The organism is Streptomyces aidingensis (genome assembly GCF_900112355.1).
GTDB lineage: Bacteria > Actinomycetota > Actinomycetes > Streptomycetales > Streptomycetaceae > Streptomyces > Streptomyces aidingensis.
On sequence record NZ_FOLM01000004.1, the window covers coordinates 74,211 to 97,049 of the forward strand.

24 protein-coding genes, 1 tRNA gene and 2 pseudogenes are annotated in these 22,839 nt (G+C 70.9%); 17 read left to right on the forward strand and 10 right to left on the reverse strand.

The features are described 5' to 3' along the window. Positions 1-59 precede the first annotated feature (59 nt). Positions 60-1,817: a glycoside hydrolase family 13 protein gene (locus tag BM242_RS09785; protein WP_093838354.1), complete on the forward strand. Its 1,758-nt coding sequence runs from the start codon at positions 60-62 to the stop codon at positions 1,815-1,817. Between the two features lie 117 nt (positions 1,818-1,934). On the opposite strand, the gene BM242_RS09790 is transcribed toward BM242_RS09785, so the two are convergent. Further along, positions 1,935-2,807 (reverse strand): helix-turn-helix transcriptional regulator, encoded by an 873-nt coding sequence (locus BM242_RS09790; protein WP_217652421.1) that lies wholly within the window; start codon positions 2,805-2,807, stop codon positions 1,935-1,937. Positions 2,808-2,949: 142 nt separating this feature from the next. Between BM242_RS09790 and BM242_RS09795 the strand changes: the two genes are divergently transcribed. The 3 genes from BM242_RS09795 to BM242_RS09805 are packed head-to-tail and all read left to right on the forward strand — an operon-like array spanning position 2,950 to position 7,184. After that, positions 2,950-5,883: a DEAD/DEAH box helicase gene (locus BM242_RS09795; RefSeq protein WP_093838355.1), complete on the forward strand. Its 2,934-nt coding sequence runs from the start codon at positions 2,950-2,952 to the stop codon at positions 5,881-5,883. A 47-nt stretch (positions 5,884-5,930) separates the two neighbouring features. Continuing rightward, positions 5,931-6,842: a hypothetical protein gene (locus tag BM242_RS09800; protein ID WP_093838356.1), complete on the forward strand. Its 912-nt coding sequence runs from the start codon at positions 5,931-5,933 to the stop codon at positions 6,840-6,842. 60 nt (positions 6,843-6,902) lie between these two features. After that, complete coding sequence (locus BM242_RS09805) at positions 6,903-7,184, forward strand: metal-sensitive transcriptional regulator (protein WP_093838357.1); 282 nt, start codon at positions 6,903-6,905, stop codon at positions 7,182-7,184. Between the two features lie 20 nt (positions 7,185-7,204). On the opposite strand, the gene BM242_RS09810 is transcribed toward BM242_RS09805, so the two are convergent. The 3 genes and pseudogenes from BM242_RS09810 to BM242_RS09820 all read right to left on the reverse strand — a co-directional run. Then, positions 7,205-7,573, reverse strand: a complete 369-nt coding sequence (locus BM242_RS09810) for an ArsR/SmtB family transcription factor (protein ID WP_093838358.1) — start codon at positions 7,571-7,573, stop codon at positions 7,205-7,207. 49 nt (positions 7,574-7,622) lie between these two features. Continuing rightward, the gene (locus BM242_RS09815) at positions 7,623-8,753 is read right to left on the reverse strand and encodes an AI-2E family transporter (protein WP_093838359.1); all 1,131 of its coding nucleotides are present in this window, start codon (positions 8,751-8,753) and stop codon (positions 7,623-7,625) included. 111 nt (positions 8,754-8,864) lie between these two features. Next, positions 8,865-9,344, reverse strand: a pseudogene (locus tag BM242_RS09820) (HhH-GPD-type base excision DNA repair protein); the annotation flags it as partial. Positions 9,345-9,433: 89 nt separating this feature from the next. Between BM242_RS09820 and BM242_RS09825 the strand changes: the two are divergent. From BM242_RS09825 to BM242_RS09840, 4 genes are all read left to right on the forward strand, one after another. Then, positions 9,434-11,101 carry a recombinase family protein gene (locus tag BM242_RS09825; RefSeq protein WP_093838574.1) on the forward strand — a complete coding sequence of 556 codons (1,668 nt, stop codon included), beginning with the start codon at positions 9,434-9,436 and terminating at the stop codon, positions 11,099-11,101. A gap of 554 nt (positions 11,102-11,655) precedes the next feature. After that, positions 11,656-11,877: a hypothetical protein gene (locus BM242_RS09830; protein ID WP_093838361.1), complete on the forward strand. Its 222-nt coding sequence runs from the start codon at positions 11,656-11,658 to the stop codon at positions 11,875-11,877. Positions 11,878-11,883: 6 nt separating this feature from the next. Next, positions 11,884-11,958, forward strand: a tRNA-Leu gene (locus BM242_RS09835). A 58-nt stretch (positions 11,959-12,016) separates the two neighbouring features. Next, positions 12,017-12,349, forward strand: coding sequence for an HNH endonuclease (locus tag BM242_RS09840; protein WP_093838362.1), 333 nt, complete (start codon positions 12,017-12,019; stop codon positions 12,347-12,349). Between the two features lie 878 nt (positions 12,350-13,227). On the opposite strand, the gene BM242_RS09850 is transcribed toward BM242_RS09840, so the two are convergent. Both BM242_RS09850 and BM242_RS09855 read right to left on the reverse strand, forming a co-directional pair. Further along, positions 13,228-13,449 carry a DUF397 domain-containing protein gene (locus tag BM242_RS09850; RefSeq protein ID WP_093838364.1) on the reverse strand — a complete coding sequence of 74 codons (222 nt, stop codon included), beginning with the start codon at positions 13,447-13,449 and terminating at the stop codon, positions 13,228-13,230. Beyond that, on the reverse strand, positions 13,409-14,269 hold the full coding sequence (locus tag BM242_RS09855) for a helix-turn-helix domain-containing protein (RefSeq protein ID WP_093838365.1): 861 nt from the start codon (positions 14,267-14,269) through the stop codon (positions 13,409-13,411). Before BM242_RS09855 ends, BM242_RS09850 begins: the two co-directional genes overlap by 41 nt. A gap of 145 nt (positions 14,270-14,414) precedes the next feature. On the opposite strand from BM242_RS09855, the gene BM242_RS09860 reads away from it, so the two are divergent. The 7 genes from BM242_RS09860 to BM242_RS28855 all read left to right on the forward strand — a co-directional run bounded on the left by BM242_RS09860 (position 14,415) and on the right by BM242_RS28855 (position 18,598). Beyond that, positions 14,415-14,660 (forward strand): hypothetical protein, encoded by a 246-nt coding sequence (locus tag BM242_RS09860; protein WP_093838366.1) that lies wholly within the window; start codon positions 14,415-14,417, stop codon positions 14,658-14,660. Further along, entirely contained in the window at positions 14,657-14,806 is a 150-nt protein-coding gene (locus BM242_RS29310) for a hypothetical protein (RefSeq protein WP_175541337.1), read from the forward strand. The genes BM242_RS09860 and BM242_RS29310 overlap by 4 nt, the downstream gene beginning before the upstream one ends. Beyond that, positions 14,803-15,090, forward strand: a complete 288-nt coding sequence (locus BM242_RS09865) for a DUF7848 domain-containing protein (protein ID WP_093838367.1) — start codon at positions 14,803-14,805, stop codon at positions 15,088-15,090. The genes BM242_RS29310 and BM242_RS09865 overlap by 4 nt, the downstream gene beginning before the upstream one ends. Before the next feature lie 604 nt (positions 15,091-15,694). Then, positions 15,695-15,922, forward strand: coding sequence for a putative ATP-grasp-modified RiPP (gene tgmA, locus BM242_RS29315; RefSeq protein ID WP_093838369.1), 228 nt, complete (start codon positions 15,695-15,697; stop codon positions 15,920-15,922). A 1-nt stretch (position 15,923) separates the two neighbouring features. Then, positions 15,924-16,871 carry an ATP-grasp ribosomal peptide maturase gene (gene tgmB, locus BM242_RS09880; protein WP_093838370.1) on the forward strand — a complete coding sequence of 316 codons (948 nt, stop codon included), beginning with the start codon at positions 15,924-15,926 and terminating at the stop codon, positions 16,869-16,871. Then, complete coding sequence (locus tag BM242_RS09885) at positions 16,868-18,028, forward strand: methyltransferase domain-containing protein (RefSeq protein WP_175541338.1); 1,161 nt, start codon at positions 16,868-16,870, stop codon at positions 18,026-18,028. The genes tgmB and BM242_RS09885 overlap by 4 nt, the downstream gene beginning before the upstream one ends. A 126-nt stretch (positions 18,029-18,154) precedes the next feature. After that, a complete protein-coding gene (locus tag BM242_RS28855; protein WP_093838372.1) occupies positions 18,155-18,598 on the forward strand; it encodes a hypothetical protein in 444 nt (147 codons plus the stop codon). A 144-nt stretch (positions 18,599-18,742) separates the two neighbouring features. On the opposite strand, the pseudogene BM242_RS09895 reads toward BM242_RS28855, so the two are convergent. Continuing rightward, positions 18,743-18,865 (reverse strand): annotated as a pseudogene (locus tag BM242_RS09895) (HhH-GPD-type base excision DNA repair protein); the annotation flags it as partial. Between the two features lie 111 nt (positions 18,866-18,976). Here BM242_RS09895 and BM242_RS09900 point away from each other — a divergent pair. Beyond that, complete coding sequence (locus BM242_RS09900) at positions 18,977-20,029, forward strand: NAD(P)-dependent alcohol dehydrogenase (protein ID WP_093838373.1); 1,053 nt, start codon at positions 18,977-18,979, stop codon at positions 20,027-20,029. Positions 20,030-20,068: 39 nt separating this feature from the next. On the opposite strand, the gene BM242_RS09905 is transcribed toward BM242_RS09900, so the two are convergent. Next, positions 20,069-20,320 carry a Uma2 family endonuclease gene (locus BM242_RS09905; protein ID WP_139238300.1) on the reverse strand — a complete coding sequence of 84 codons (252 nt, stop codon included), beginning with the start codon at positions 20,318-20,320 and terminating at the stop codon, positions 20,069-20,071. 181 nt (positions 20,321-20,501) lie between these two features. Continuing rightward, the gene (locus BM242_RS09910; protein ID WP_093838375.1) at positions 20,502-21,581 is read right to left on the reverse strand and encodes an asparaginase; all 1,080 of its coding nucleotides are present in this window, start codon (positions 21,579-21,581) and stop codon (positions 20,502-20,504) included. 192 nt (positions 21,582-21,773) lie between these two features. Here BM242_RS09910 and BM242_RS09915 point away from each other — a divergent pair, with 192 nt between their 5' ends. Beyond that, positions 21,774-22,229 carry an Lrp/AsnC family transcriptional regulator gene (locus BM242_RS09915; protein WP_093838376.1) on the forward strand — a complete coding sequence of 152 codons (456 nt, stop codon included), beginning with the start codon at positions 21,774-21,776 and terminating at the stop codon, positions 22,227-22,229. 83 nt (positions 22,230-22,312) lie between these two features. Here BM242_RS09915 and trxA read toward each other — a convergent pair whose 3' ends face one another. Further along, the gene (gene trxA, locus BM242_RS09920; protein ID WP_093838377.1) at positions 22,313-22,681 is read right to left on the reverse strand and encodes a thioredoxin; all 369 of its coding nucleotides are present in this window, start codon (positions 22,679-22,681) and stop codon (positions 22,313-22,315) included. Positions 22,682-22,839: the final 158 nt, after the last annotated feature.

Here is a 22,839-nt window from a genome sequence, read left to right on the forward strand (position 1 = left end):
GCGCGCGGCCCGGGCGCGCTCTCTGCTGACGCGCGGCCCGCGCCCTCACACTGGACAGTGTGGACGAAGCGAAGAATCGCACCGCGCCCTGGTGGCGCAGTGCCGTCATCTACCAGGTCTACATCCGCAGCTTCGCCGACGGGAACGGGGACGGGGTCGGCGACCTGACCGGTCTGCGCGCGCGCCTGCCGTATCTGCGGAGCCTGGGCGTGGACGCCGTCTGGATCACCCCCTGGTACCGCTCCCCCATGGCCGACCACGGCTACGACGTGGCGGACTACCGGGACATCGACCCGCTCTTCGGCACCCTGCCCGAGGCCGTCGAACTGATCCGCGAGGCCCATGCCCTCGGGCTGCGCGTCATCCCCGACATCGTGCCCAACCACACCTCCGACCGGCACGAATGGTTCCGTGCCGCGCTGACCGCCGGGCCCGGCAGCCCCGAGCGGCACCGCTATGTGTTCCGCCGCGGCCGGGGCGAGGACGGCGCACAGCCCCCGAACAACTGGCAGTCGGTGTTCGGCGGCCCCGCCTGGACCCGGGTGGTCGAGCCGGACGGCCGGATGGGGGAGTGGTACCTGCACCTCTTCACCCCGCAGCAGCCCGACCTGAACTGGCACCATCCGGAGGTGCGCGAGGAGTTCGAGGCGGTGCTGCGGTTCTGGTTCGCCCGCGGCGTCGACGGCTTCCGCATCGATGTGGCGCACGGGCTGGTCAAGCATCCCGACCTGCCCGATCTGCCGGAGCTGCCGGACATCACCGACGGCCGGCCCGTCGCCTCGGCCGGGCCCGGCATCGCCGTCGACAGCGGCGGCACCGCGGAATACCCCGGGCCGCTCCCCGCGCACGGCGCCGTGCCGACGCCCGAGCAGCACGCCGGGCATCCGCACTGGGACCGCGACGAGGTGCACGAGATCTACCGGGGCTGGCGCCGGGTCGCCGACGAGTTCCCCGGCGAGCGGGCCTTCGTCGCCGAGGCCTGGGTGGACAGCCCGCGCCGGCTGGCCGCCTACCTGCGGCGCGAACATCTGCACACCGCCTTCAACTTCGACTTCCTGATGTCGAGCTGGGACGCCCGGCGGCTGCGGCAGGTCATCGACACCACCCTGGACACCCTGGGCACCGTCGGGGCCCCCGCGACCTGGGTGCTGTCCAACCATGACGTAGTGCGCCATCCCAGCCGCTTCGGCCGCCCGGCCGCGCGCTGGGCGCCGGGGGAGAGCTACCGGGCCAAGGGGCCGCTCGATCTGCCGCTCGGGCTGCGCCGGGCCCGCGCCGCCGCGCTGCTGATGCTGGCGCTGCCCGGCGGGGCGTACATCTACCAGGGCGAGGAACTGGGCCTGGCGGAGGTGGAGGACCTGCCGGAGGAGGTGCTCCAGGACCCGATCTGGGAGCGGTCCGGCCACACCGAGCGGGGCCGGGACGGCTGCCGGGTGCCGATCCCGTGGTCCGGGCTGAAGCCGCCGTTCGGCTTCAGCCCGGGCAATGCCACCCGGCAGCCCTGGCTGCCGCAGCCGCAGAGCTGGCAGGACCTCACCGTGGAGGCGCAGACCGGCAACGCCACCTCCATGCTGGAGCTGTACCGGCGGGCGCTGTGCCTGCGGCGGGAGCACCCGGCGCTCGGCGACGGCACCCTGACCTGGCTGGCGGAACCGGAGGGGGTGCTGGCCTTCACCCGGGAGCCCGGCTTCGGCTGCGTGGTCAATCTCTCGGACACCGCCTGCCCGGTCCCGGAGCACCGCCGGGCGCTGCTGGCCAGCGGACCGCTCCAGGAGGGCCGGCTGCCCCCGGACACCGCCCTGTGGTACGGCCGCTGAACCGGGGCCCGCCGCTCTCCCCGGAGCGCGAGCGGCGTGCTGCCGCCCGGGGCAGCCCCGCCCGTCCCGCCCGTCCCGCCCGTCCCGGCCGCGGCCCCGCGCGGCGGCGCCCGGGGGTCAGTGCGGGTGCGCGGGGGACGGCCAGGGCGGGCGTTCGCGGCCGATGGTGCGCAGCAGCGCCAGCCGCCCGGCCGCGTCGCTGCCCGGCGGCGGGGTGAGCACCACCAGGCGCTGGCCCGCCTCCGGCGCCAGCAGGATCTCGCGGTCCAGCACCACCGGACCTATCAGCGGGTGCAGCACCCGGACCCGGCCGGGCCGCCGGACCTCCGCCTCGGGCGGCCGTTCCCACAGCCGGGCGAATTCCTCGCTCGTGGTGCACAGCCGCCGCACCAGCCGTACCGCCGCCGGGTCGTCCGCCGGCCGGCGGGCCACCGCGGCGCGGAGTTCCGCCACATGCAGCCTGCTGTACAGCTCGTGCTCCTCGCGGGCATGGACCCGGCGCGCGTCCGGGTCGGCGAACCAGCGCCAGACCAGGTTGCGGCCCAGCTCCGAGGCGGCGCACACCTCGCCCAGCAGCGTGCCGGCCATGGCGTTCTGCGCCAGCACGTCGCCCAGCTCGCCGAGCACCCGGCCGGGGGTGTCGGTGAGCCGGTCCAGCAGGTGCTGGAGGCCGGGGCTGACATGGTCGGCGGCCTGCGGCCCGGCCGGCGGGTGGTGCCCGGCCAGCAGATACAGCCGGTCCCGCTCGTCCCCGGTCATGCGCAGCGCGCGGGCCAGCGAGGCCAGCACCCGGGGGGAGGGCTGCGGGCCCCGTGCCTGCTCCAGCCGGAGGTAGTGCTCCGCGGACATGCCGGCGAGCTGCGCGACCTCCGCGCGGCGCAGGCCCGGCGTACGGCGCCGGGGACCGGCCGGCAGCCCGGCCTCGTGCGGACGCAGCCGCTCCCGGGAACGGCGCAGAAAACCGGCCAGCTCGCGGCGGTCCATCAGCATGCGGTCATGATGGCTGGTGGGCTCCGGGTGACGCATCTCTCAATAGCCGTATTTCTTTTGCGCCGCCCGGCAGCCTGCTGCACGATGTCCTGCCGCCCACGGGCACGGCGGCGGGCGGGCACGGGAAGCGGGGCAGGCCGGTATGACAAAGGAGCGGTGCGCGCCGCCGGCGGGCTGCGCGGTGGGGTTCGAGCCGGGTGATCCGCCGCGCACCGGCCGGCTCGTCTTCTGGCACCCGGACGGAGCTTCGGCGGCTGCTGACGAGGTGCCCGGGGCGGACGGCGGCGGAAGCGGGGGCCGCGCCGGGTCCCCGGGCCGGCCGCACCCGGTGCTGCGGATGCCGGTCGCCGAGGCCCTGCCGGTGCTGCTCGACGCCCGCCGCCGCTGGGACGAGGGCGGCGCCGTGCATCCGGCGGCGGCGTTCTGGGGCACGGCCGCCGCGCTGGCCCTGCATCTGACCGCCCGCCGCCGCCTGCTGCCCGGCGTCTCACCGGCCGGCTACGACGCCTGGCGGGCCGGTCCGCTGGACGCCGAGGACGCCCGCCGCCTGCACGAACTCGCCGCTGCCGCCCCGGCCGGGGCCTGCGCCGGCCCGCCGCCGGACGGCGCCCCGGCCCCGGCACCGCAGGAGCGGGAGCCGGCCCGGCTGCTGCGCCGGTTTCTGGACGCGGTGGCCGACACCCTGCCCCGCGAGGAGGGCGCGACCACGCCGTTCGCCGCGCCCGAGCCGCGCCATGTCCCCCAGCTGCGCGCCTGGGCCGAGCAGATCGCGGCCGGTATCGACTCCGGTCTGCGGCTGGTGCTCCGGCTCCGGCTCACCGCGCGCCGTGGCCGGCCGGGCGAATGGGCCGTGCATCTGGTGCCCCGGGTCTACTCGCTCGCCGATCCCTCCCTGGCCGCCGACGCCGCCGAGGTGCTCGCCGGCGGGGACGGCGGCACCGGCGGCGCCGTCCGGCATCCGCTCGGCCCCACCGCCCGTGCCGAGGCCGTGCGCGAACTGCGCCGCGCCGCCGGGCTGTGGCAGCCGCTGGAACGTCTGGCCGCCGCGCCGTCCGGCCCGCTCCGGCTCTCCGCCGCGGACGCCGGCGAGCTGCTCGACCGGGCCGGCGCCCGGCTGCGCGCGCACGGCGTGGACGTCGAACTGCCCGGGGACCTCGGCCGGATCCGCTGCGACACGGTGGAGGTCGGCGCCGGCCGCACCCCGCCGCCGGACGGCGCCGCCGACGCCGCCGGCGCCCGGGGCTTCTTCGGCGACGACGGCACCGTGCCGGTGCGCTGGCTGCTGCGGCCGGCGGGCGACGACACCCCGCTGACCGCCGCCGAGACCGCCGCCCTGGCCCGGGCCGCCGAGCCGGTGGTCCTGCTGCGCGGACGCCGCACCCTGATCGACGGCCGGACCGCCCGCCGCGCCGCCGAGCCAGACCTGCCCCCGCTGGGCGCCATCGACGCCCTGAGCGCGGCGCTGACCGGCCACATCACCGTGGGCCGCACCCAGGTGGCCGCCGCGCCTGGCCCCTGGCTGTCCGCGCTCCGCCGGCGGCTGACCGAACCGGCGGAGTCCGCCGCCGCCGGCGGGCTGCCCGACCGGCCCGAGGGACTGCACGCCACCCTGCGCGACTACCAGATCCGCGGGGTGCGCTGGCTGCACCGCCTCACCTCGCTCGGGCTCGGCGGCTGCCTCGCCGACGACATGGGCCTGGGCAAGACCGTCCAGCTCATCGCCCTGCATCTGTTCCGCGCGCAGCACCCGGCCACCGCCGGGCCGACCCTGGTGATCTGCCCGGCCTCGCTGCTGGGCAACTGGGAACGGGAGATCGAGCGTTTCGCCCCCGGCACGCCGGTCCGCCGCTACCACGGCGGCCGGCGCAGCCTGGACGGCCTGGACGGCCTGGACGGCTCGGGGGCGGCGGACGGGCGGAGCGGCTTCGTGCTGACCACCTACGGCACCATGCGGCAGGACGTGCGGCGGCTCGCCGCGGTCCCGCGCTGGGGGATGGTCGTCGCCGACGAGGCACAGCACGCCAAGAACCCGCGTTCGGACACCGCCCGCGCGCTGCGCCGCATCCCGGGCGGCGTGCGGATCGCGCTCACCGGCACCCCGGTGGAGAACAACCTCACCGAACTGTGGTCGATCCTGGACTGGACGACCCCCGGGCTGCTCGGTTCCCTCGGCCGGTTCCGCACCCGCTTCGCCGCGCCCCTCGCCGCCGCCCCGGGCTCGGCCGGGGCGGCGGAGACGGCCGGGCACCTGGCCGAACTGGTCCGTCCGTTCGTGCTGCGCCGCCGCAAGTCCGACCCGGGCATCGCGCCGGAGCTGCCGCCCAAGACGGAGATCGACCGTCCGGTGCAGCTCACCGCCGAACAGGCCGAGCTCTATCGGCGGCACACCGAGACCATGCTGGCCGGGATCGGCCAGGCCGCCGGCATCGCCCGCAGCGGCCTGGTGCTCAAACTGCTGACCGGCCTGAAGCAGATCTGCAATCATCCCGCCCACTTCCTGGCGGAGTCGGCCGAGCCGCACGGCGGGCAGCCGCAGCGGCTCGCGGGCCGCTCCGGCAAGCTGGATCTGCTGGACGAGCTGCTCGACACCATCCTGGCCGAGGACGGCGCCGCCCTGGTCTTCACCCAGTACGTGGCCATGGGCAGGCTGCTGGAACGCCATCTGCGGAACCGGCGGATCACCGTGCGCTTCCTGCACGGCGGCACGCCGGTGCCGCGGCGCGAGGAGATGGTGCGGCTGTTCCAGGAGGGGCGGGTGCCGGTCTTTCTGCTCTCGCTCCGGGCGGCGGGCACGGGACTCAACCTGACCCGCGCCGACCACGTCATCCACTACGACCGCTGGTGGAACCCGGCGGTGGAGGAGCAGGCCACCGACCGTGCGTACCGTATCGGCCAGACCCGGCCGGTGCAGGTGCACCGGATGATCGCGGAGGGCACGGTGGAGGAGCGGATCGCCGAGCTGCTGGCCGCCAAGCGCGGGCTGGCCGACGCCGTGCTGGCGTCCGGGGAGCGGGCGTTCACCGAACTGACCAATGAGGAACTCGCCGCCCTCGTCGAACTCCGCGGCCGGGACTGACCCCCGGCCCCCGCCCGCCGCCCACGCCAGAACGGAAACGCAGTCGGATGTCTCCCCCTCCCGGCCCGGCCGAGGACGACGCCACACCGGCGCCGTCCGAGGTCCGCCCGCGCGGCTTTCCCGCCTTCCCGGCCCGCAAGGGCGGCCGGGTACGGGGCCGCGGGGGCTGGGCGCGGGCCTGGAGCCGGGCCCTGGAGCAGGCCGTGGTGGACCCTCAGTCGCCGGCCCGGGGCCGGACCATGGCCCGGACCGGGCGGATCGGCCCGATCACGGTGAGCGCGGGCCGGATCGCGGCCCGGGTCCACGACGGCGAGGACGGATGGCACCGCACCGTGCTGGCGCTGCGCGTGCTGGCGGACGAGGAGTGGGAACGGCTGTGGGAGGAGGCGGCGGGCCGGCCCGCCCTGCTGGCCGCCATGACCGCGGAGCCGTCCTCTGCCGGGCCGCCGGACGAGCTGCTGGCCGCGGCACAGGCCTGCGGGGTGCCGCTGCTGCCCGACCCCCGGGAGCCGGAGCCGGAGCCGGAGTGCGACTGCGGGGCCCCGGAGTTCTGCTGCGCGCATGCCGCCGGGCTCGGCTACCAGATGGCCTGGCTGCTGGACGAGGAGCCGGAGCTGCTGCTGGTGGTGCGCGGCCGGGAGCCGGCGAGGGCCCGTTCGGAGCTGAGGAACGCCGTGCTGCGCGCCGCCCTGGCCGAAGCCCGGCGGCCCCCCGGAACCGGCGGCGGCCCGCCCGCCGGCGCGCGGCCGGGTGCGGGGGAGGCCGCACCCGCACCCGCCGGGCCCGCCCGCCGCCGCCCGGCCCGCCCGCTGCCGCCGCTGCCCCCGCTGCCCCCGCTGCCGCCGCTGCCGGACGACGCCGGTGCCGCGGAGGACGAGGACGATCCGCATGCCCTGCTCGTCGCCCGGGCGGCGGAGCGGGCCCGGGCGCTGCTCACCCGCGCCCTCGGCCTGCACTGAACGGGTGCGATACCCTCGGGGGTATATCGGGGGATGCGTGAGGAGGAGGGACGTCACGTCATGGAGCTGCCCATGACAGCCGACGAGATGAAGTCCGTGGTGAACCGGCTGCGCCGGGCCCAGGGCCAGATCGCCGGAATCATCAGGATGATCGAGGAGGGGCGGGACTGCGAGGACGTGGTCACCCAGCTCTCGGCCGCCTCCCGGGCGCTGGACCGGGCCGGTTTCGCGATCATCGCCACCGGTCTCCAGCACTGCCTGAGCGAGCAGGATCCGCTGCTCGCCGGTGACCGCGACGAGATGCGTGCCCGCCTGGAGAAACTGTTCCTCTCCCTCGCCTGATCCCCTCCGGCCCGGCCCGCTCACGACCGCACGGTCAGCGCCTGCCCCATGGCGGCCAGCACGGACGGCGCGACCCGGTAGTAGACCCAGGTGCCGCGCCGCTGAGCGGTGAGCAGTCCGGCCTCCCGCAGCTTCTTCAGGTGGTGACTGACGGTCGGCTGGGAGACCCCGACGTCCGAGATGTCGCAGACGCACGCCTCCCCGTCCCGGTGCGAGGCGACCAGCGAGAACAGCCGCAGCCGCACCGGATCGCCGAGCGCCTTGAACATCACGGCGGTACGCTCGGCCTCGGCCGGGGTCAGCGGGCGCTCGGTCAGCGGCGGGCAGCAGGCGGTCGCCCCGGTGCCGTCCTCGGGGTCCAGTACGGTCAGCGGCTCGCGTTTCGACATGCATCTATTTTGTCACACGTCGAACTAAAGCGGCAGCCCTCTTCCCCGCTCATCCCCCGCCGGCGGCCCCGCCACCATTCCCGCCGCTGTTCCCGCCGCTGTGGGAGTCCTGTTCCCCGCCCTCGGCCGGCCCGGCCGTCAGCCGTCCGTGCCAGGCATCGGACACGATGGCGAACAGCGCGGCCACGAACGGCACCGCCAGCAGCGCCCCCAGAATCCCGGCCACTCCCGCGCCGCCCGCGATGGCCAGCATCACCACCGCCGGATGCAGGGAGACGGTCCGGCTCTGGATGACCGGCTGGAGCAGCTGGCCCTCGATCTGCTGCACCGCCACCACCACCCCCAGGGTCCACAGCGCGATGGCCGGCCCGCGGTCGGCGAAGGCCACCAGTACCGCCAGCGTCCCGGAGAGAAACGCCCCCACGAACGGCACATACGCCCCCAGGAACACCAGCACCGACAGCCCCAGCGCCCCCGGCACCCGCAGCACCAGCAGACCGATCAGAATGAAGAACGAGTCGATCAGCGCGATCAGGGTCGTCCCCCGCATATAGCCGGCCATCGCCCGGTAGCCGGTGCGGACGATGGCCAGCAGCCGGTCGCTGTGCGGCGCGGGCAGGGTGGCAAGCAACCGGGGGAAGCGATGGCCGTCGCGCAGCAGGAAGAAGGTCAGCACCAGGGCCAGAATCCCGCCCGTGACGATCTGCGCGGCCAGGCTCAGGCCGCCCATCAGGCCCTGGGCGGCGGAATCGGTGAGCTGGTCGGTCAGCTCCCGCAGCCCTGAGGTGCCCTGCTGCGCCGCGTCCCCCGGCAGGTTCCCCAGCAGGCCCGACAGCTCCTGCCCGGCTTCGTCCACCGCCGAGGCGATGTCCCCGGCCTCGTCCACCAGCGACTTGACGAACAGGAAGCCGCCGCCGGCCAGGGCCAGCAGCAGCACCACCGTGGTGACGGCCGCCGCCAGGGTGCGATGCAGGCCCAGGCGCTGCAGCCGCACCGACAGCGGATTGAGCAGCGCCACCCCCAGCAGGGTGATGATCAGCGGCACCACGGCGAACCGCAGCATCACGGCCAGCCACACCGCCCCGGCGACCGCCGCCCCGATCAGCAGCAGGGCCGCGCTCCACAGCGCAGCCGTACGCAGGGCCGGGGGCAGTTCCTGTCCGGGCGGCGCGGCAGTCATGCGGGCAGCTTGCCAGCCAACCGCCCGCCTTGCACCTTATGCCCGCTCCGGCACACATATTTCCCACCCCACCCCACCCCACCCCACCCCGCGCCGCCCCGCTCCGCCCTCCTATGTCGCCCTCCTGCCCTCCTTCGCCGCCCGCTTGGCCTCCTGCTTGAACGCCCGCACCCGGGCCAGCGAATCCGGCCCGGTGATGTCCGCGACCGAGCGGTAGGAGCCCTGCTCGCCGTAGTCGCCGGCGGCCTCCCGCCAGCCCGGCGGCGTCACCCCGAACCGCTTGCCCAGCAGCGCGGTGAAGATCTGCGCCTTCTGCTTGCCGAACCCGGGCAGCTCGTTCAGCCGCCGCAGCAGCTCACGGCCGTCCGCCACGTCCCGCCATAGGGCGCCGGCGTCACCGTCGTAGTGGTCCACCAGGTACCGGCAGAGCTGCTGCACCCTCCCGGCCATCGACCCGGGATAGCGGTGCACCGCCGGCTTGCGGGACAGCAGGCCGGCGAACGCCTCCGGGTCGTATGCCGCGATGGAGCGGGCGTCCAGATCGTCGGCGTCCATCCGCCGGGCGATGGTGTACGGGCCGGTGAATCCGAACGCTCCTTACTAGTGCATCTGGAGCCCGGATCATGCAGGCAACGGCGCAGGTCAGCGCACACGAGCAGTCGTCCCGCTCTACCCCCGCCATGGACACTCAGACGACACAGCTCCGGGGAGTCTCCGCACTGCGGCTCTCCGTGCTCACGGACGAAACCACGTCACCCGAGCGTCAGCGGGACGCCAACCGGCGCGCGGCTGCCGCACTCGGCTTCGACCTTGCCGACCGGGAAGCCGTTGACCTAGGAGTCAGCGCGAGCAAGACCACGCCGTTTCAGCGCTCCGGGTTGGGCGCGTGGCTCAAGCGCCCCGACGACTTCGACGCACTGTTCTTCTGGCGGTTTGACCGTGCCGTTCGGCGCATGGAGGACATGCACGAGCTTGCCAAGTGGGCGCGTGAACACCGAAAGGTCATCGTGTTCGCGGAAGGTCCCGGCGGACGGCTCGTGTTGGACTTCCGCAACCCGCTTGATCCCATGGCGGAACTCATGGTCACGCTCTTTGCCTTCGCGGCTCAGATGGAAGCTCAAGCGATCAAAGAGCGCGTGAACGGTGCCATGGCGGCAATCCGCATGATGCCCCTCCGCTGGCGGGGTTCTCGTCCCCCGTACGGCTACATTTCCGTTCCTCTTGAGGGCGGAGGGTCAACGCTTGTTCTCGACACGGAGCCTGACGAGAAGACCGGTCCGGCACCCGTAGCGGTAATCGAGCGCATCATTCGGGACCTCAAAGCCGGAAAGATGCTCAACGCAATTGCCATGGAACTGAACGGCGAGGGTATTCCCTGCCCGCGCGACTACTGGAACTTGAAGAAGGGGCGTAAGCCCGGCGGCAAGTCCGGCGGACAGGGAGAGAGCTTTGATAAGGAGCGGTTCCTTTGGAAAGGCGGCATGATCCGGGAACTTCTCACTTCGGAACGGCTCCTCGGTTGGAAGATGCACAACAACAAGCCCGTCCGGGACAGTGAGGGCCGCCCCGTGCTGGCTTCCACTGAGCAAGTTCTGACCCGCGAAGAGTTCGACGGAATCGCAAAGCTCCTTGAAGAGACGAAGAAAGAAGTATGGCGTAACTCAACTTGGGAGCGCCGGGACACGAATGCGCTCCTTACGCGAGTGGCGAAGTGTGAGGGGTGCGGACAGAACATGCACCGTCACCGCCGGTCGGCAGGGTCGAAGTCCACTAGCAAGACTTCAACTTACCGTTGCGGCGCTCACATGAACGGCATCAAGTGCCCCCGTCCGGCCACTCTCAAAATGGAATGGTGCGAAGAGTACGCGGAGCGTGAGTTTCTGCGAATTGCTGGCTCAATCCAGGTGAAGAAGGTTGTAGAGACTCCGGGCTACGATCCGGCTCCGGAGATTGCGGCGACGCTGGCGGAGTTCGAGGAGCACCAGCGGCAGGAAGGGCGGCAGAAGTCGAACGCCGCGCGGCAGGCATGGCAGAAGCGCGCTGACGCCCTGGACGCTCGTCTCGCTGAGCTTGAGGCCCGTCCGAAGATTGAGCCCCGGCGGGAAGTCATCGAAACCGGCCGCACGTACGCCGACGAGTGGCACGAGGCGGATACCCGGGGGAAGCGTCAGATGCTCCGGGACGCTGGGGCTGTTCTGGTCGTTCGGCGCGCGAAGTCCCGGGGTGGCTGGCGGTACCTGGACGAGTCCCGCGTCAGCTTCTACATGACCGGGGACATTGATCCGAGCGTTGAGGAGCTGACGGCGATTGAACGCGTGGAGACGGTAGAACTGTCGGCAGCCGCCTAAGCGGCGCTGAGCGCCCCTGAAACAGCCCAGGAAGCCCCGGCGGGACCCGTGAGCCTGCCGGGGCTCTTCTGTGCCCGGAGACAGGCGCACGAGCCTTCCGCTCCACTGTGACGCACGTCACATGTCATGCCCGCAGCAGATAACGGAATGGTAACGGCGGATGCTCCGTCGGCAGGCTCAGCGCCCGGAGCGGTGACGATCGGCGGCGGACGGGCTCAGCGCATGAGGCTCTGACCAGCGGTTATGTGGTGAGTGGTGAAACTACTACATGGTTCGGAACGAACATAGAAACTTCTATAGTCAATAGCCAAACCCCGTTTGCTTCACCACTCATCACACCCGGGGCGGCTCCTCGTCCGCTCCCCCGGCTCGTCGGCCCTTCCCGAGAAACTTTCCGCCGCAAACCCCGAAACGGCCGTTTGCGGGAAGTCGGAGCGCTCTATTACATGTGCGGGAAGAGCGGGACTACCGCGCACCCTTCCGATTGGCTTGTTGCCTCACTGGCGGACTGAGGGTCACCGCTCTTCTCGCACCGACCAACAAGAGGGGGCAGGGTGGACGGCTACACGATTGCTTGGCTGGTATGGCTGGCAGCCTTCGGCGTGATCGAAGGTACGGCTCTACTCAACAAGCGCGAAGGCGACACCCTGGGCGCGCACGTGTGGAAGTGGGCGGCAATCAAGGGGGACAGTCGGCTTGTGTGGGTACGGCGGGGACTCCTCGTCGCCTTCCTGGCTTGGCTGTCCGCCCACTTCCTGACCGGGGGGCGCGTGTAGCGCTCTGCCCGCCTAGCCCAACAGGTACGAGGCGCACGGCTTAGACCCGTGAGGTTCCCGGTTCGACTCCGGGGGCGGGCACTGAAACGGCGAGGGGGGAACATACTCACGTGAGTATGTTCAACGGGTAGGGGGGTCTATGCGTACGCGCTGCCTGGACTGTAGGGGGTGGGCTACTCACAAGGGCCGATGCGCTGAGCATCACGCGGCGTACGAGCGTCGCCGGTCTGTGCAGTCTCACCGGAAGCGGCGTGCTGCTATCGCGCGGGGGAACAATGCGGCGGCTCGTCTGCGCCGACGAGTGCGCGCGGTTGGCGCGTGGTTCTGCGCTCATTGCGGCGGCTCGTTCGTCGCGTCGGCTGTTGAGGTAGACCACATCATTCCCTTTGCGCGCGGCGGGGAAGACGTTGACGGGAATGTTCAAGTCCTTTGCGTCTCGTGTCATCAGGCGAAGACGCGAAAGGACTTCTGATTTCTTCCGTCTGCGTTTCGGAATTCATGCCGGGTGGGTAGGGGAAGGCGCGTCGAAAGTTCGGGGAATGTGGCTCTCAGCGATCCACGGGCATATTGCTTGCTCGCTGTCAGTTGCCAGATGTAACGTTCACGACTCAGGCACGAACGCCTGTTCGAGACAGGGGGCGGTATATGACCAGGAACGGAGCAACAACGACAACTACCAAGAAAAGCGGGGGAGTTGTGCCTACGGCGGAGATCCGTACGAGCATCTTCACCCCTGTACGAGGCGGGCAACACTTCGAGTGGCACGAGTCGAAGCGCGTCCGGCGCGTCCGGGTGCACGTCTACTCAGAGCAAGAGCTGACGGCGGAGCTGGCCGCGCACGCACCCCGGGCGGCAATCCGGCTCGAAGACAGCCCCGCCGACTCGTTCCGGCTCACGGCGCACTGCCTTACCACGGGGCGGCTCGTCGGAGAGTGGACATGGAAGCGAAGCGAAGAAACGGGCGCATGGCTGCCCGCAGAAACCCCCTGGGCCGTCTGGGACGACCGGCTCAGGGTCGAAGCCCTGGAGCGGCTACAGCGTGCCTCATGACGGCAGACCAGCGGGCTTACCGGCAGCCGCCGACCCGCAGACGACGGACCCTGACGAACACCTGAACCGCTTAGACGACGAAGCCCCGCCGGACAGCACAAGCCAACCGGCGGGGCTCAGCGTTTCTCACCCTCAGTAAACGATCACCCCGCAGCCGGCAAACCGTGAATCGGGTCAGAAACGGACATGACCGGCACCGCGGGGTAGACGCAGAGTAACGACGGGCGGGTATCAGGAAGCCCCGCTACTCCGGGCGGAGCGACGGGGCTTCACGGCTCGTCGTAACAGCAGGGGCAACCGTCAGCCGGACAGCTCCCCACGCTTGAGCGCGGACACGAAGTCGCCCCAGCCGTCCCCATCGAAGGCAAGCGCCGGACCGGCCGGTGCCTTGCTGTCCCGAACCAAGAACTCACCTGTGGCCCGTGCGTGGTCAGGAGCCCACTGCACACACTGGCCCCCCTGCCCGTCGCTGTACGTGCTGCTAACCCAGCGCATCGCGCGCGGGTTCGGCGTGCTGCTCATTCGCGTGTTCCTTCATGATCGAGTGGATAAGGCGCAGTGACCGGGCCTCAGACTCAGCCGAAGCGCGTAGCCGCTCGTACGTGGCCGTCCAGTCTCGTACGGCCGTCGCGGAGTCGTTCACGTGCCCCTGCCCTGTCGTCTCTGAGTACAGGACCGTTGCCCCGTCGTCTTGCGTAAGCAGGGTAAACGGGAGTCCGGCCGCTGGGGCACCCGCTTTGAAGCGTAGGACTTGCAAGGAGACGTGAGGGCTAGCCGCCATCGTCAGCAAGTGCTCAAGCTGTCCGACCATGACGGCAGGGCTGCCAACTTCCGCCCGCAAGACCGATTCGTGAAGGATTACCCAGAGAAGCGGGGGATTGTCACGTTCGAGTATTTCTTTACGTCGAAGCCGAAGCTCCACCCTGCGCTTGATCTGTGCATCCGTCTCGCGCGGGTGTGCTGCCCGGTAGACGGCTTCGGCGTACTCCGGAGTCTGTAGCGCGCCCATGACGAACGCGTTTGAGTAGTCCTCAACCTTCGCGGCCGTCTTCTCAAGTTCAACGTACGGGATGAACCATTCGGGATGTCCTTGCTTACTCAGTTTCGCCCGGAGACGTACGTATACGCCCGGTGTGCCTGCTACCCGGTCCATGGCCGTCGCGAAGGCTTCTGAGGCAAGTACGGTGCCGTTCTCAACCTTGCTGACCTGCGCCTGTTGGTAGTGCAGTCTCTCAGCGAACTTCGGTTGAGACAGCCCCAGGGACTCACGTAGCGCCTTCGCCTCCTCCCCGAAGTACGCGGCACCGTTCACGGGCTCCTGCGCCTCGTCGGCTTCGCTCACGTGTTCAACTCCCCGCTATTCCACTTCCGTTGGAATGACGCCAGACCTGTTGAGAGTACGTCCCCCTGGTGATGCTCGGAGTACACAACGTAAGTACCCGCCCCACGCGAGGGACGAACGACCAACGGCACACGGAGAGTCAGCCATGACGACGGCAGGCAGGCGGCAGACGGCAGCCGAGAAGATCAGAGACGCGGAGTCGGCGCGTGACGAGCTGGCCGACGCGCTCAAGGCGGCTGGGGTGAGCCTGCCGTCCCTGGGGCTGGACGGACCGTCGTGCACCGGTCCTGACCCGCTGGCGTTGATCGAGCTGGGCCGCTGCAACATCGCGACCGCCCGCGCACTGGCCGCCGCTCTCCGGGCCAACGGAGCCACGGGGGCGGAGCGGTGAGCGCCGAATCCCCGGAGCCGCCCAACGAGCCCCAGGGGCAGCCCAGCGGGCAGGAAGGGCAGCCGACCGGGGACGAGCTGACCGACCGGCTTACGAAGCTGGGGGAACAGATCACGGCGCACCTGGAAGGGCTGAGGAAGAAGTGACCCGCGAGAGCTACGCCTTCCGGCGCTTCCGCGTCCAGGCCGACGAGGAGCCGGACGCCGAAACCATCACGGCCACGATGCAATGCGCCGTGTGCGGGCAGACCGGACCCACGGTCGAAGCGACGAAGGAACGAACCCCGGAAGCTCAGGGGAAAGCGGCACTCGAAGCCCAGAAGGTTGCCGCCTCATGGGTGGAGACTCACCAAAAGGACGAGCGCGAACACTTCACGTTCCGGCTCATGGTGGGGCTGCCCTACCGGCTCGTTCCGGGAGAGTGGCAATGACGCTCTTCGTAGACGGCTATTGGTGCGAAGTCGTAGCCCGGAGCCCCGAAGCATCCGGGGAATGGTTTCTCAGCGGCTACCGGGCAAACTCCCCCCGCCTTGCCGTCCGTTGGCTTCGCGGACAAGCCGCACGCCTTGCCAACGCGCTTGACCCGAAACCCGGTATCGGCCCTATCCCGCCGGAATGCCTTTGGGAAATCGGCCCGTCCAGTCCCAACCCCGGGCGGATCTTCCGCGAATGGATGGAAGACTTCCGATACCAGGGAACGCAAATGGAGACTTTAGCGGCCGGTCGCCCGATTAGCGTGAATGCCGGGGGACCGGACAGGATCTTTGGATTCTGTGACGCGGACGTTTTCTATTCGCTGTCCGCGCGCCCCATTGCCGTTGACTTCGTGACCGACTGGAGGTTAAGCGAACTCAGCCACGCGGCAGCCTAAAGACTCCCGCCCCCGCCGGGGAAGACATGTTTCCATCCCCCATGGCGGCAAGCCCCCAGCCGGGGCGGGTCACGCTCCGCCCCTGTCGGCGGAAAGAGGACAGCACGGCGACAGGGGCGGGAAGTAGAGCACCACACAACGAGAAACACGGAGGATTACCAGAAATGAGCACCGCAACCGCAACACCTTTCGGTCTCCGGCATCTCGTCTCCCCGCCGGAGAACACCTACGAGGCTCCCGTCATGTCCTACAGTGACGCGCTTCAGATGAACGTCAGCGCTCAGGGCAACCCGTGGCACGCGCTCACGGCGGAAGCGCCGGAGACTCAGACGGAGACCAGCAACGGGGACGGCTCCGCCCCGGGCTCCGACAGCGGAACCGACCTGTACTGACATGGCCGCAATCCTCATCCTGACGGGCCGTGATGACTTGACGGCTGACGCTGTGGTTGAGGAGCTGGCAAAGCGCGGTGAGAACGTCGTCAGGTTCGACACTGCCGACTTTCCTACTGCCGCCCGTCTGGCCGTTTCCCTCACGGGGGACGGCTGGACGGGCACTCTCGCCAACTCCCGTGCGCTCCGCCTGGAATCTGTGAAATCCGTTTGGTGGAGACGCCCCAATGAGTTCCGCACGCCCGACGAATGGCCCGGCCATGCTCGGGCGCTTGCCATATCCGAAGCCCGCTCCGGGCTCCTCGGGGTTCTCGGCTCGTTGCCCGTCCGCTGGATTAACCACCCGGCCAACGATGCCGCCGCGAACTACAAACCCCGACAATTGGCCGTAGCCGCCCGCTCCGGCCTGGACGTGCCGCGAACCGTCATCACGTCCGACCCTGAACACGCCCGGGAATTCATCGGCTCCGGCCGCGTGATCTACAAGGGGCTAGGCGGCGGAGTCCTCGGGTCAGAAGGGAAGCGGAAGTTCCTACCCGTCTCGCTCGTCTCCGCCGACGAGGTAGACGACGGAGTGACCGCAACAGCTCACCTCTTCCAAGAGAACGTAGAAAAGGCGTACGAGGTGCGTCTTACCGTAATCGGTGACCGAATGTTCCCCGTGGCCATTCACGCGGGCAGCGAAGCAGCCAAACTAGACTGGCGCACCGATTACCGCTCACTCACGTACAAGCCGGTTGAACTCCCGGAGGAAGTCAGGAAGGGGGTCCGGCGACTCATGGACGAACTGAACTTGTACTTCGGGGCGCTGGACTTCGCCGTAACCCCTGACGGACGCTGGCAGTTCTTTGAAGTAAATCCCAACGGGCAATGGCACTGGATCGCAGTAAAGGCGGGAATCCCGCTCGTCGAAGCCATGGCCGACGCACTACAAGGAGAGTCCCAATGACCAACCCCGAAGCGTGGACCGACGCGGCAACGGCGCTTGCCGACAAGGTGACCGCGAACGCTACCGAGTGGCGAGACGCCGTAAGCGCCACTCCTCGTCACGTTCTCGTTCCCCGTTGGTGGGAGCGGATTCCCAACAGCCCCGCCGAAGCGTGGGAAATGGTCGCGCCGGACTTCGCGTCGAAGGCTCATCTCTCAGCCGCCTACAGTGACGCAACTCTCGTGACCCGTGTTGGCCCGACGCACGCCGACGAAGCCCAGCCGGACGAGAAGCCGACCGGTAGTCCAACTTCCTCGTCCACCCTGCCGGGGCTCATTGTGTCCATGCTTCACCGGCTGGACGCGCGCCCCGGACACAAGGTGTTGGACGTAGGTACCGGCTCCGGCTACTCCGCCGCTCTCATGGGACGCCGACTCGGAGACGAGAACGTGACGAGCGTGGACGTTGACAGCTACCTAGTCCAGGCTGCCCGCGCTCGTCTCGCTGAGTTCGGCAGGAATCCGCGCATGGAAGCTATCGACGCAACCGGGGAACTCCCGGAGTCGGGATATGACCGCATCATGGCGACGGTTTCCGTCCGGCCGGTCCCGAAGACATGGCTCCGCGCGCTCCGCCCCGGGGGACGGCTCGTCACCACCATTGCCCATACGGCGCTTCTCATCACTGCCGACATGGGAGACGACGGCATTGCACGGGGCAGCGTCCAGCCGGACCCTGCAACGTTCATGGAAACCCGGCAGGAAGCCGACTATCCCCCGAAGCTGAACGAGGTCTTCGCCACTGCCCGCGAAGACGAGGGGGACGAGGTTCGGGCGGCAGACGGACCTATCCCGGATCTCTGGCAGGAATGGCCCCTTCGGTGGCTCTTCGAACTCGATACTCCGGGAATCGAAACCCGCGCAGCCGTGTACCCGGACGGGAAGCGTTGTGTCTGGCTTCTCTCCGCTGACGGCTCATGGTCGCGCTCCGAACAGCCGGAGTCCGGATCGGGCACCGTTCATCAGGGCGGGGCTCGTCGTCTCTGGGATGACCTAGAGCGCGTCCGCCGGAAGTGGGAAGAGGGAAACCGCTTCTCGCTGCACTCCATGACTGCCGAACTGTCGGCGGACGGCTCTCACCTCGTCGCACCCGGCGGAGCATGGCGATTCGCAATCTGACGGCTTCAACTCCCGGGCGGTTGTGCCGTGTTAGCCTCGCGGCACAACCGAACAAAGAACCCCGGCGGGTGCTGGTAACACCCCCGGGGCCATGGCCACCAGTGATCCCTAGGAAGGACTGGCGACGTGCGCCACTCTATCGCGCACGCCTTCGCGGCGTGCATCCGTGCTCTTCTGTCCCTCATCCTCCCCGCGTCCGGCCAGCGACGCCGGGCCGACGAGGAGCCGCCCACGCCGACGCGTGAGCCCCTGGACGAGCCGACCCTTACCCTTGCCGCCCCTGAGCCCCTGGACGAGCCGGAGAACGCCGACGAGCCGCCCCGGAGCCCCTTCACCCATCGGAGCCCGTACGCCGCTGAGAACGCCGCAGAAACCGTCTTCGAAGACGAGACCAACCCCGTCCGCTGGTATGTCGTGATCGCTCAGTCTGCCGCGTGGCTGGAACGGGTGAAGGCAGAACGCCGGGCTCAGGAAGAGCGGCGGAGCGTGCTCCTTCTCGCGCTGGACGGAATCGACACCGGGCCGGACGTGATTCACGGCGTACGCGTCCCCATGGCGGCAGCCGGGTAACCCCTCGTCGGCAGCCCACAGACGAAGCCCCGTCTACCGCTCACCCCCAGCGGAGACGGGGCTTCTCGCTGCCCGCTGACGTGCGGTTCTGCCTCAACCCCTGAGCCTGCCTGTACTGTTGATGCACAAGTTCCGCGCGTTCGGAAACGCCCACTCCATCGGGATCTGCTGGTCCAGCAGCATCCCCACCAGCGCCGCCAGCGGGCTGCGGGCCAGCAGCTCATCGGCCTCCGGCTGCTGCGCCAGCCGGACCGTGTGCTCTTCCATGCCCCGATCATCGGCGTCCGCACGGCCCCGCGCACGCCGGCCGCCCCGGCTGGCGGGGCCGCGGCCCCGGGCCCACGATGGGGAGAGCGCGGAAGAGCACGGGAGGCTGCCGTGAAGGCTGTGCGGATGGTGGGCTGGCAGAGCCCGCCGGAGATCGTCGAACTGCCGGTCCCCGAACCGGGGCCCGGCCAGGTACTGGTCAAGATCGCCGGGGCCGGGGTGTGCCACAGCGATCTGCATGTTCTCGACTGGCCCGAGGGCACCCTGCCGTACCGGCTGCCCTTCACCCTCGGCCACGAGAACTCCGGCTGGATCGCCGCGCTCGGCCCGGGCACGGAGGACGCCCGGCTGCGGGAGGGCGACGCGGTGCTGGTCTACGGGCCCTGGGGCTGCGGCGTCTGCCCGTCCTGCGCCCGGGGCGCCGAGAACTACTGCCGCCGGGCCGCGGAGATCCCGGCCGCGGGCGGCGGGCTCGGGCTGGACGGCGGAATGGCCGGCTACATGCTGGTGCCCTCGCCCCGGCTGCTGGTGCCGATCGGCGGGCTGGAGCCGCGCACCGCGGCGCCGCTCTCCGACGCCGCGCTCACCCCGTACCACGCCATCAAGCGCTCGCTGCACCGCCTGGTGCCGGACAGCACCGCCGTGGTCATCGGCGCCGGCGGACTCGGCCACGCCGCCGTCCAGCTGCTCAAGGCCCTCTCACCGGCGCAGGTGATCGCCGTGGACATCGCCCCGGACAAGCTCAAGCTCGCCGAACAGGCCGGCGCCGACCACGGGATCCCCCCCGGTGAGGAGGCGGCCCGGCGCATCCGCGAGCTCTCCGGCGGGCTGGGCGCCGCGCTGGTGCTGGACTGTGTGGGCGCCGACGCCACCATGGCGACCGCTGCGGCTGCCGCCGCCGTGGAGTCCGACATCGCGGTGATCGGCCTGGCCGGCGGCACCCTCGGCGTCCGCTTCGGCGCCGTCCCCTTCGAGGCGTCCGTCCACATCCCGTACTGGGGATCACGGACCGAGCTGGCCGAGGTCGCCGCCCTCGCCGAAGCCGGCCTGCTCGACCTGCATGTCGAGACCTACCCGCTCGGCCAGGCCCCGGAGGTCTACGACCGCCTCCGCCAGGGCCACATCAACGGCCGCGCCGTCCTCATCCCGGAAACCGCGACCTGACCGCACCCCCCGGCCGCCGCCCGTCCGGCAGTTCGCCGGTCAGTTCTGCGGCAGCTCCTCGGCGGCGACCTCGCAGGCCACGGCGCCGGGAATCTGGGCCTTCTCCCCCGGCAGATACGAGGCCTCGCTCTGGTACGCCCCCTCATGCGGCCGGCTGAGCACCAGCACCCGGCCGTGCCGGCGGTCGGCGATCACATGGACCGGGACCCCGGCCGTGGCGTATGCCGCCACCTTGCTCTCGGTGTCGTCCCGCCAGTTGGCGGAGGTCACCTCGGCCACCATGCGGAACACATCGGGTGGATAGCAGTTGCAGGGCAGCGGGTGATCGAGGAAGTCCTCGGGGTGATCACCGGTGCCCGTACGGCCCCCAGGCCGGCCGGGCCGGCCGCCGGCTGACGTGCGGGGGCGCACCAGGGGGCGCCGGGGTGGCCGGCGGGGACGGGGCAGGGGCGTGCGGGCCGCCGTGGCGGGGTCAGGCGGCGGTGAGGGAGGCTCCGGTGGCGGGGGTCCTGGGCCGGGTCTGTGCCGGGGTCTGTGCCGGTGAGGGGAGGGCGGCCGGGGGGTGGTGGGGGCCGGTGAGGCCGCGCAGCAGGGCCGGGCGCTCGGCGGCCGGGACGCCGGCGAGCAGGGTGGCCAGCACGGCCGTCCTGGCCTGCCCGGCGCGCAGCGTGCCGGTGAGCACGGCGCCGGCCGCGGCCAGGTCGACGGCGCCGCCGCCGGTGTAGATCTCGGCGACCGGGCCGGCCGGGACGCGGGTGGTCACCGCCACCAGCACGCCGGCCGACACCGCCGCGGCCACCGCGCCCGCGAACTCCGGGGTGGCGTTGCCCGCGCCGGCCCCGACCAGTACCAGCCCCCGGGCGCCGGCCGCCACCGACGCGTCGAGCAGCACCGGATCGGCGTCGCAGTGGTGCATCACCAGGTCGATCCGCGGGGCCGGGCCGGTGAGCGGCGCCGGGAGCGGCAGCGGCTGCGGGCGGTGCGGGCGGCGCTGCACCGTGATGCTGCCGAAGCCGGTGTGCCCGATCCGGGGCGCGGAGGGGTCGGCGAAGGCGTCGGCGGCCAGGGTGTGGGTCTTGACCGTGCCGCGGGCGGCGTGGATGCGGCCGTCGAAGACCACCAGCGCGCCCAGCCCGCGGGCGGCCGGGGAGGCGGCGGTGAGCAGCGCGTCGTGCAGATTGCCGGCCGCGTCGCCGTCCGGGGAGTCCAGCGGGCGCTGGGCGCCGGTGAAGACCACCGGCCGCGGGTCGCCATGATGCAGATCGACCAGGAAGGCGGACTCCTCCAGGGTGTCCGTGCCATGCGTGACCACGACGCCGGTCACGCCGGGGTCGGCCAGCACCTCGTGCACGGTGCGCACCAGGGTGAGCTGGTGGGCGGTGGTCAGGCGGGAGCTGTTGACCGTGAACAGATCCACCACCTCGACCGTGACGCCCTCCGGTACGGGGGCCGCGGCCATGACGTCCCGGCCGCCCGCCTCGGCGGCGAAACCGGAACCCTGCCAGCGGCTGGCGATCGTTCCGCCGGTGCTGATGACGACGACACGTGCCACCTGCGTGCTCCTTCGGCTCCTCGGTGCGGGGGGACACCGGACGGGCCCGGGTGGCCGGCCGGCGCGGGAGACAGCGGGCAGGAGACTGCCCGGGGAGAGGGGATGCCCGGGAAGAATGGTAGGGGAATCTACGCGCAAAGATATTGCGGATCCTGGCTGCTGACCTGGCAGGTGCTGAGGAATGATTGCCGTATGGACGCAATCGACCGCAGCATCTTGCGCGAGCTTCAGCGGGACGGCCGGCTGACCAACCAGGAGCTGGCGCAGCGCGTCGGTCTGACGCCCTCGCCGTGCCTGCGCCGGGTCCGGCAGCTCGAGGAGTCCGGGGTGATCCTCGGCTACCGCGCGGTGCTCGACCCGGCGGCCGTCGGGCGCGGCTTCGAGGTGCTGGTCTCCATCGAGGTACGGCGGGACCGCAGCGCGGTGGAGGAGTTCGAGGCGGCGCTGCGCGACATCCCGGACGTGCTGGAGGCCTACCGGCTGTTCGGCAGCCCCGGCTGTCTGCTGCGGATCGCGGTCGCGGACATCACCGCCTACGAACGGCTCTGGATCGAGCGCCTGACCACGCTGCCCGGGGTCACCGAGGTGAACTCCCAGATCGTGATGAAGCGGATCAAGGAGCCCTCCGGGCTGCCGGTGGACCGCTGAGCGCGCCCGGCGCGCCGCTTGGCCACCACCCCCGGCCCGGCGCCGGGCCGGGACGCGGGAGCCGGGTCAGGGCAAGAGGCGTCTTACTGCTCGGCGCCCTGTTCGGCGATTTTGCGCCGCACTTCTTCCATGTCCACCTCACGGACCTTGCCGATCAGGTCCTCCAGCGCCGGCCCGGGCAGCGCCCCCGGCTGGGCGTAGAGGATGACACCGTCCCGGATGGCCATCAGGGTGGGGATGGAGGAGATCTGGAAGGCCGCGGCAAGCTCCTGCTCGGCCTCGGTGTCGACCTTGCCGAAGACGATGTCCTGGTGCTTCTCCGCGGCCTCCTCGAAGACCGGCGCGAACATCCGGCACGGCCCGCACCAGGCGGCCCAGAAGTCCACCAGCACGATGTCCGAGGTCTTGACGGACGTGTCGAAGTTTTCCTTGGTCAGCTCGATGGTCGGCATCGCGCTGGTCACCTTTCCTGTGAGGGAGTACCCGGTACGGGCGGGGGTATTTCCGGGCAACCGGCCGCGGCCGGTGTTTGTTCCCGCTGCCGGCGGCCGTCCGGCGCGCTTGACCGGTGCCGCGAGGATCATGCGGCGCACGGGGTTTTTGTGATCCA

What these genes read in the sequence shown, in the direction of transcription:
- tgmA (WP_093838369.1), top strand. Translation starts at nt 15,695, where the DNA reads ATGAGCACCGCAACCGCAACACCTTTCGGTCTCCGGCATCTCGTCTCC.
- BM242_RS09810 (WP_093838358.1), bottom strand. Translation starts at nt 7,573, where the DNA reads ATGTCGAAACGCGAGCCGCTGACCGTACTGGACCCCGAGGACGGCACC.
- BM242_RS09815 (WP_093838359.1), bottom strand. Translation starts at nt 8,753, where the DNA reads ATGACTGCCGCGCCGCCCGGACAGGAACTGCCCCCGGCCCTGCGTACG.
- BM242_RS09795 (WP_093838355.1), top strand. Translation starts at nt 2,950, where the DNA reads ATGACAAAGGAGCGGTGCGCGCCGCCGGCGGGCTGCGCGGTGGGGTTC.
- BM242_RS09805 (WP_093838357.1), top strand. Translation starts at nt 6,903, where the DNA reads ATGGAGCTGCCCATGACAGCCGACGAGATGAAGTCCGTGGTGAACCGG.
- BM242_RS09860 (WP_093838366.1), top strand. Translation starts at nt 14,415, where the DNA reads ATGACGACGGCAGGCAGGCGGCAGACGGCAGCCGAGAAGATCAGAGAC.
- BM242_RS09790 (WP_217652421.1), bottom strand. Translation starts at nt 2,807, where the DNA reads ATGCTGATGGACCGCCGCGAGCTGGCCGGTTTTCTGCGCCGTTCCCGG.
- BM242_RS09850 (WP_093838364.1), bottom strand. Translation starts at nt 13,449, where the DNA reads ATGAGCAGCACGCCGAACCCGCGCGCGATGCGCTGGGTTAGCAGCACG.
- BM242_RS09800 (WP_093838356.1), top strand. Translation starts at nt 5,931, where the DNA reads ATGTCTCCCCCTCCCGGCCCGGCCGAGGACGACGCCACACCGGCGCCG.
- BM242_RS09825 (WP_093838574.1), top strand. Translation starts at nt 9,434, where the DNA reads ATGGACACTCAGACGACACAGCTCCGGGGAGTCTCCGCACTGCGGCTC.
- trxA (WP_093838377.1), bottom strand. Translation starts at nt 22,681, where the DNA reads ATGCCGACCATCGAGCTGACCAAGGAAAACTTCGACACGTCCGTCAAG.
- BM242_RS09915 (WP_093838376.1), top strand. Translation starts at nt 21,774, where the DNA reads ATGGACGCAATCGACCGCAGCATCTTGCGCGAGCTTCAGCGGGACGGC.
- BM242_RS09840 (WP_093838362.1), top strand. Translation starts at nt 12,017, where the DNA reads ATGCGTACGCGCTGCCTGGACTGTAGGGGGTGGGCTACTCACAAGGGC.
- tgmB (WP_093838370.1), top strand. Translation starts at nt 15,924, where the DNA reads ATGGCCGCAATCCTCATCCTGACGGGCCGTGATGACTTGACGGCTGAC.
- BM242_RS09885 (WP_175541338.1), top strand. Translation starts at nt 16,868, where the DNA reads ATGACCAACCCCGAAGCGTGGACCGACGCGGCAACGGCGCTTGCCGAC.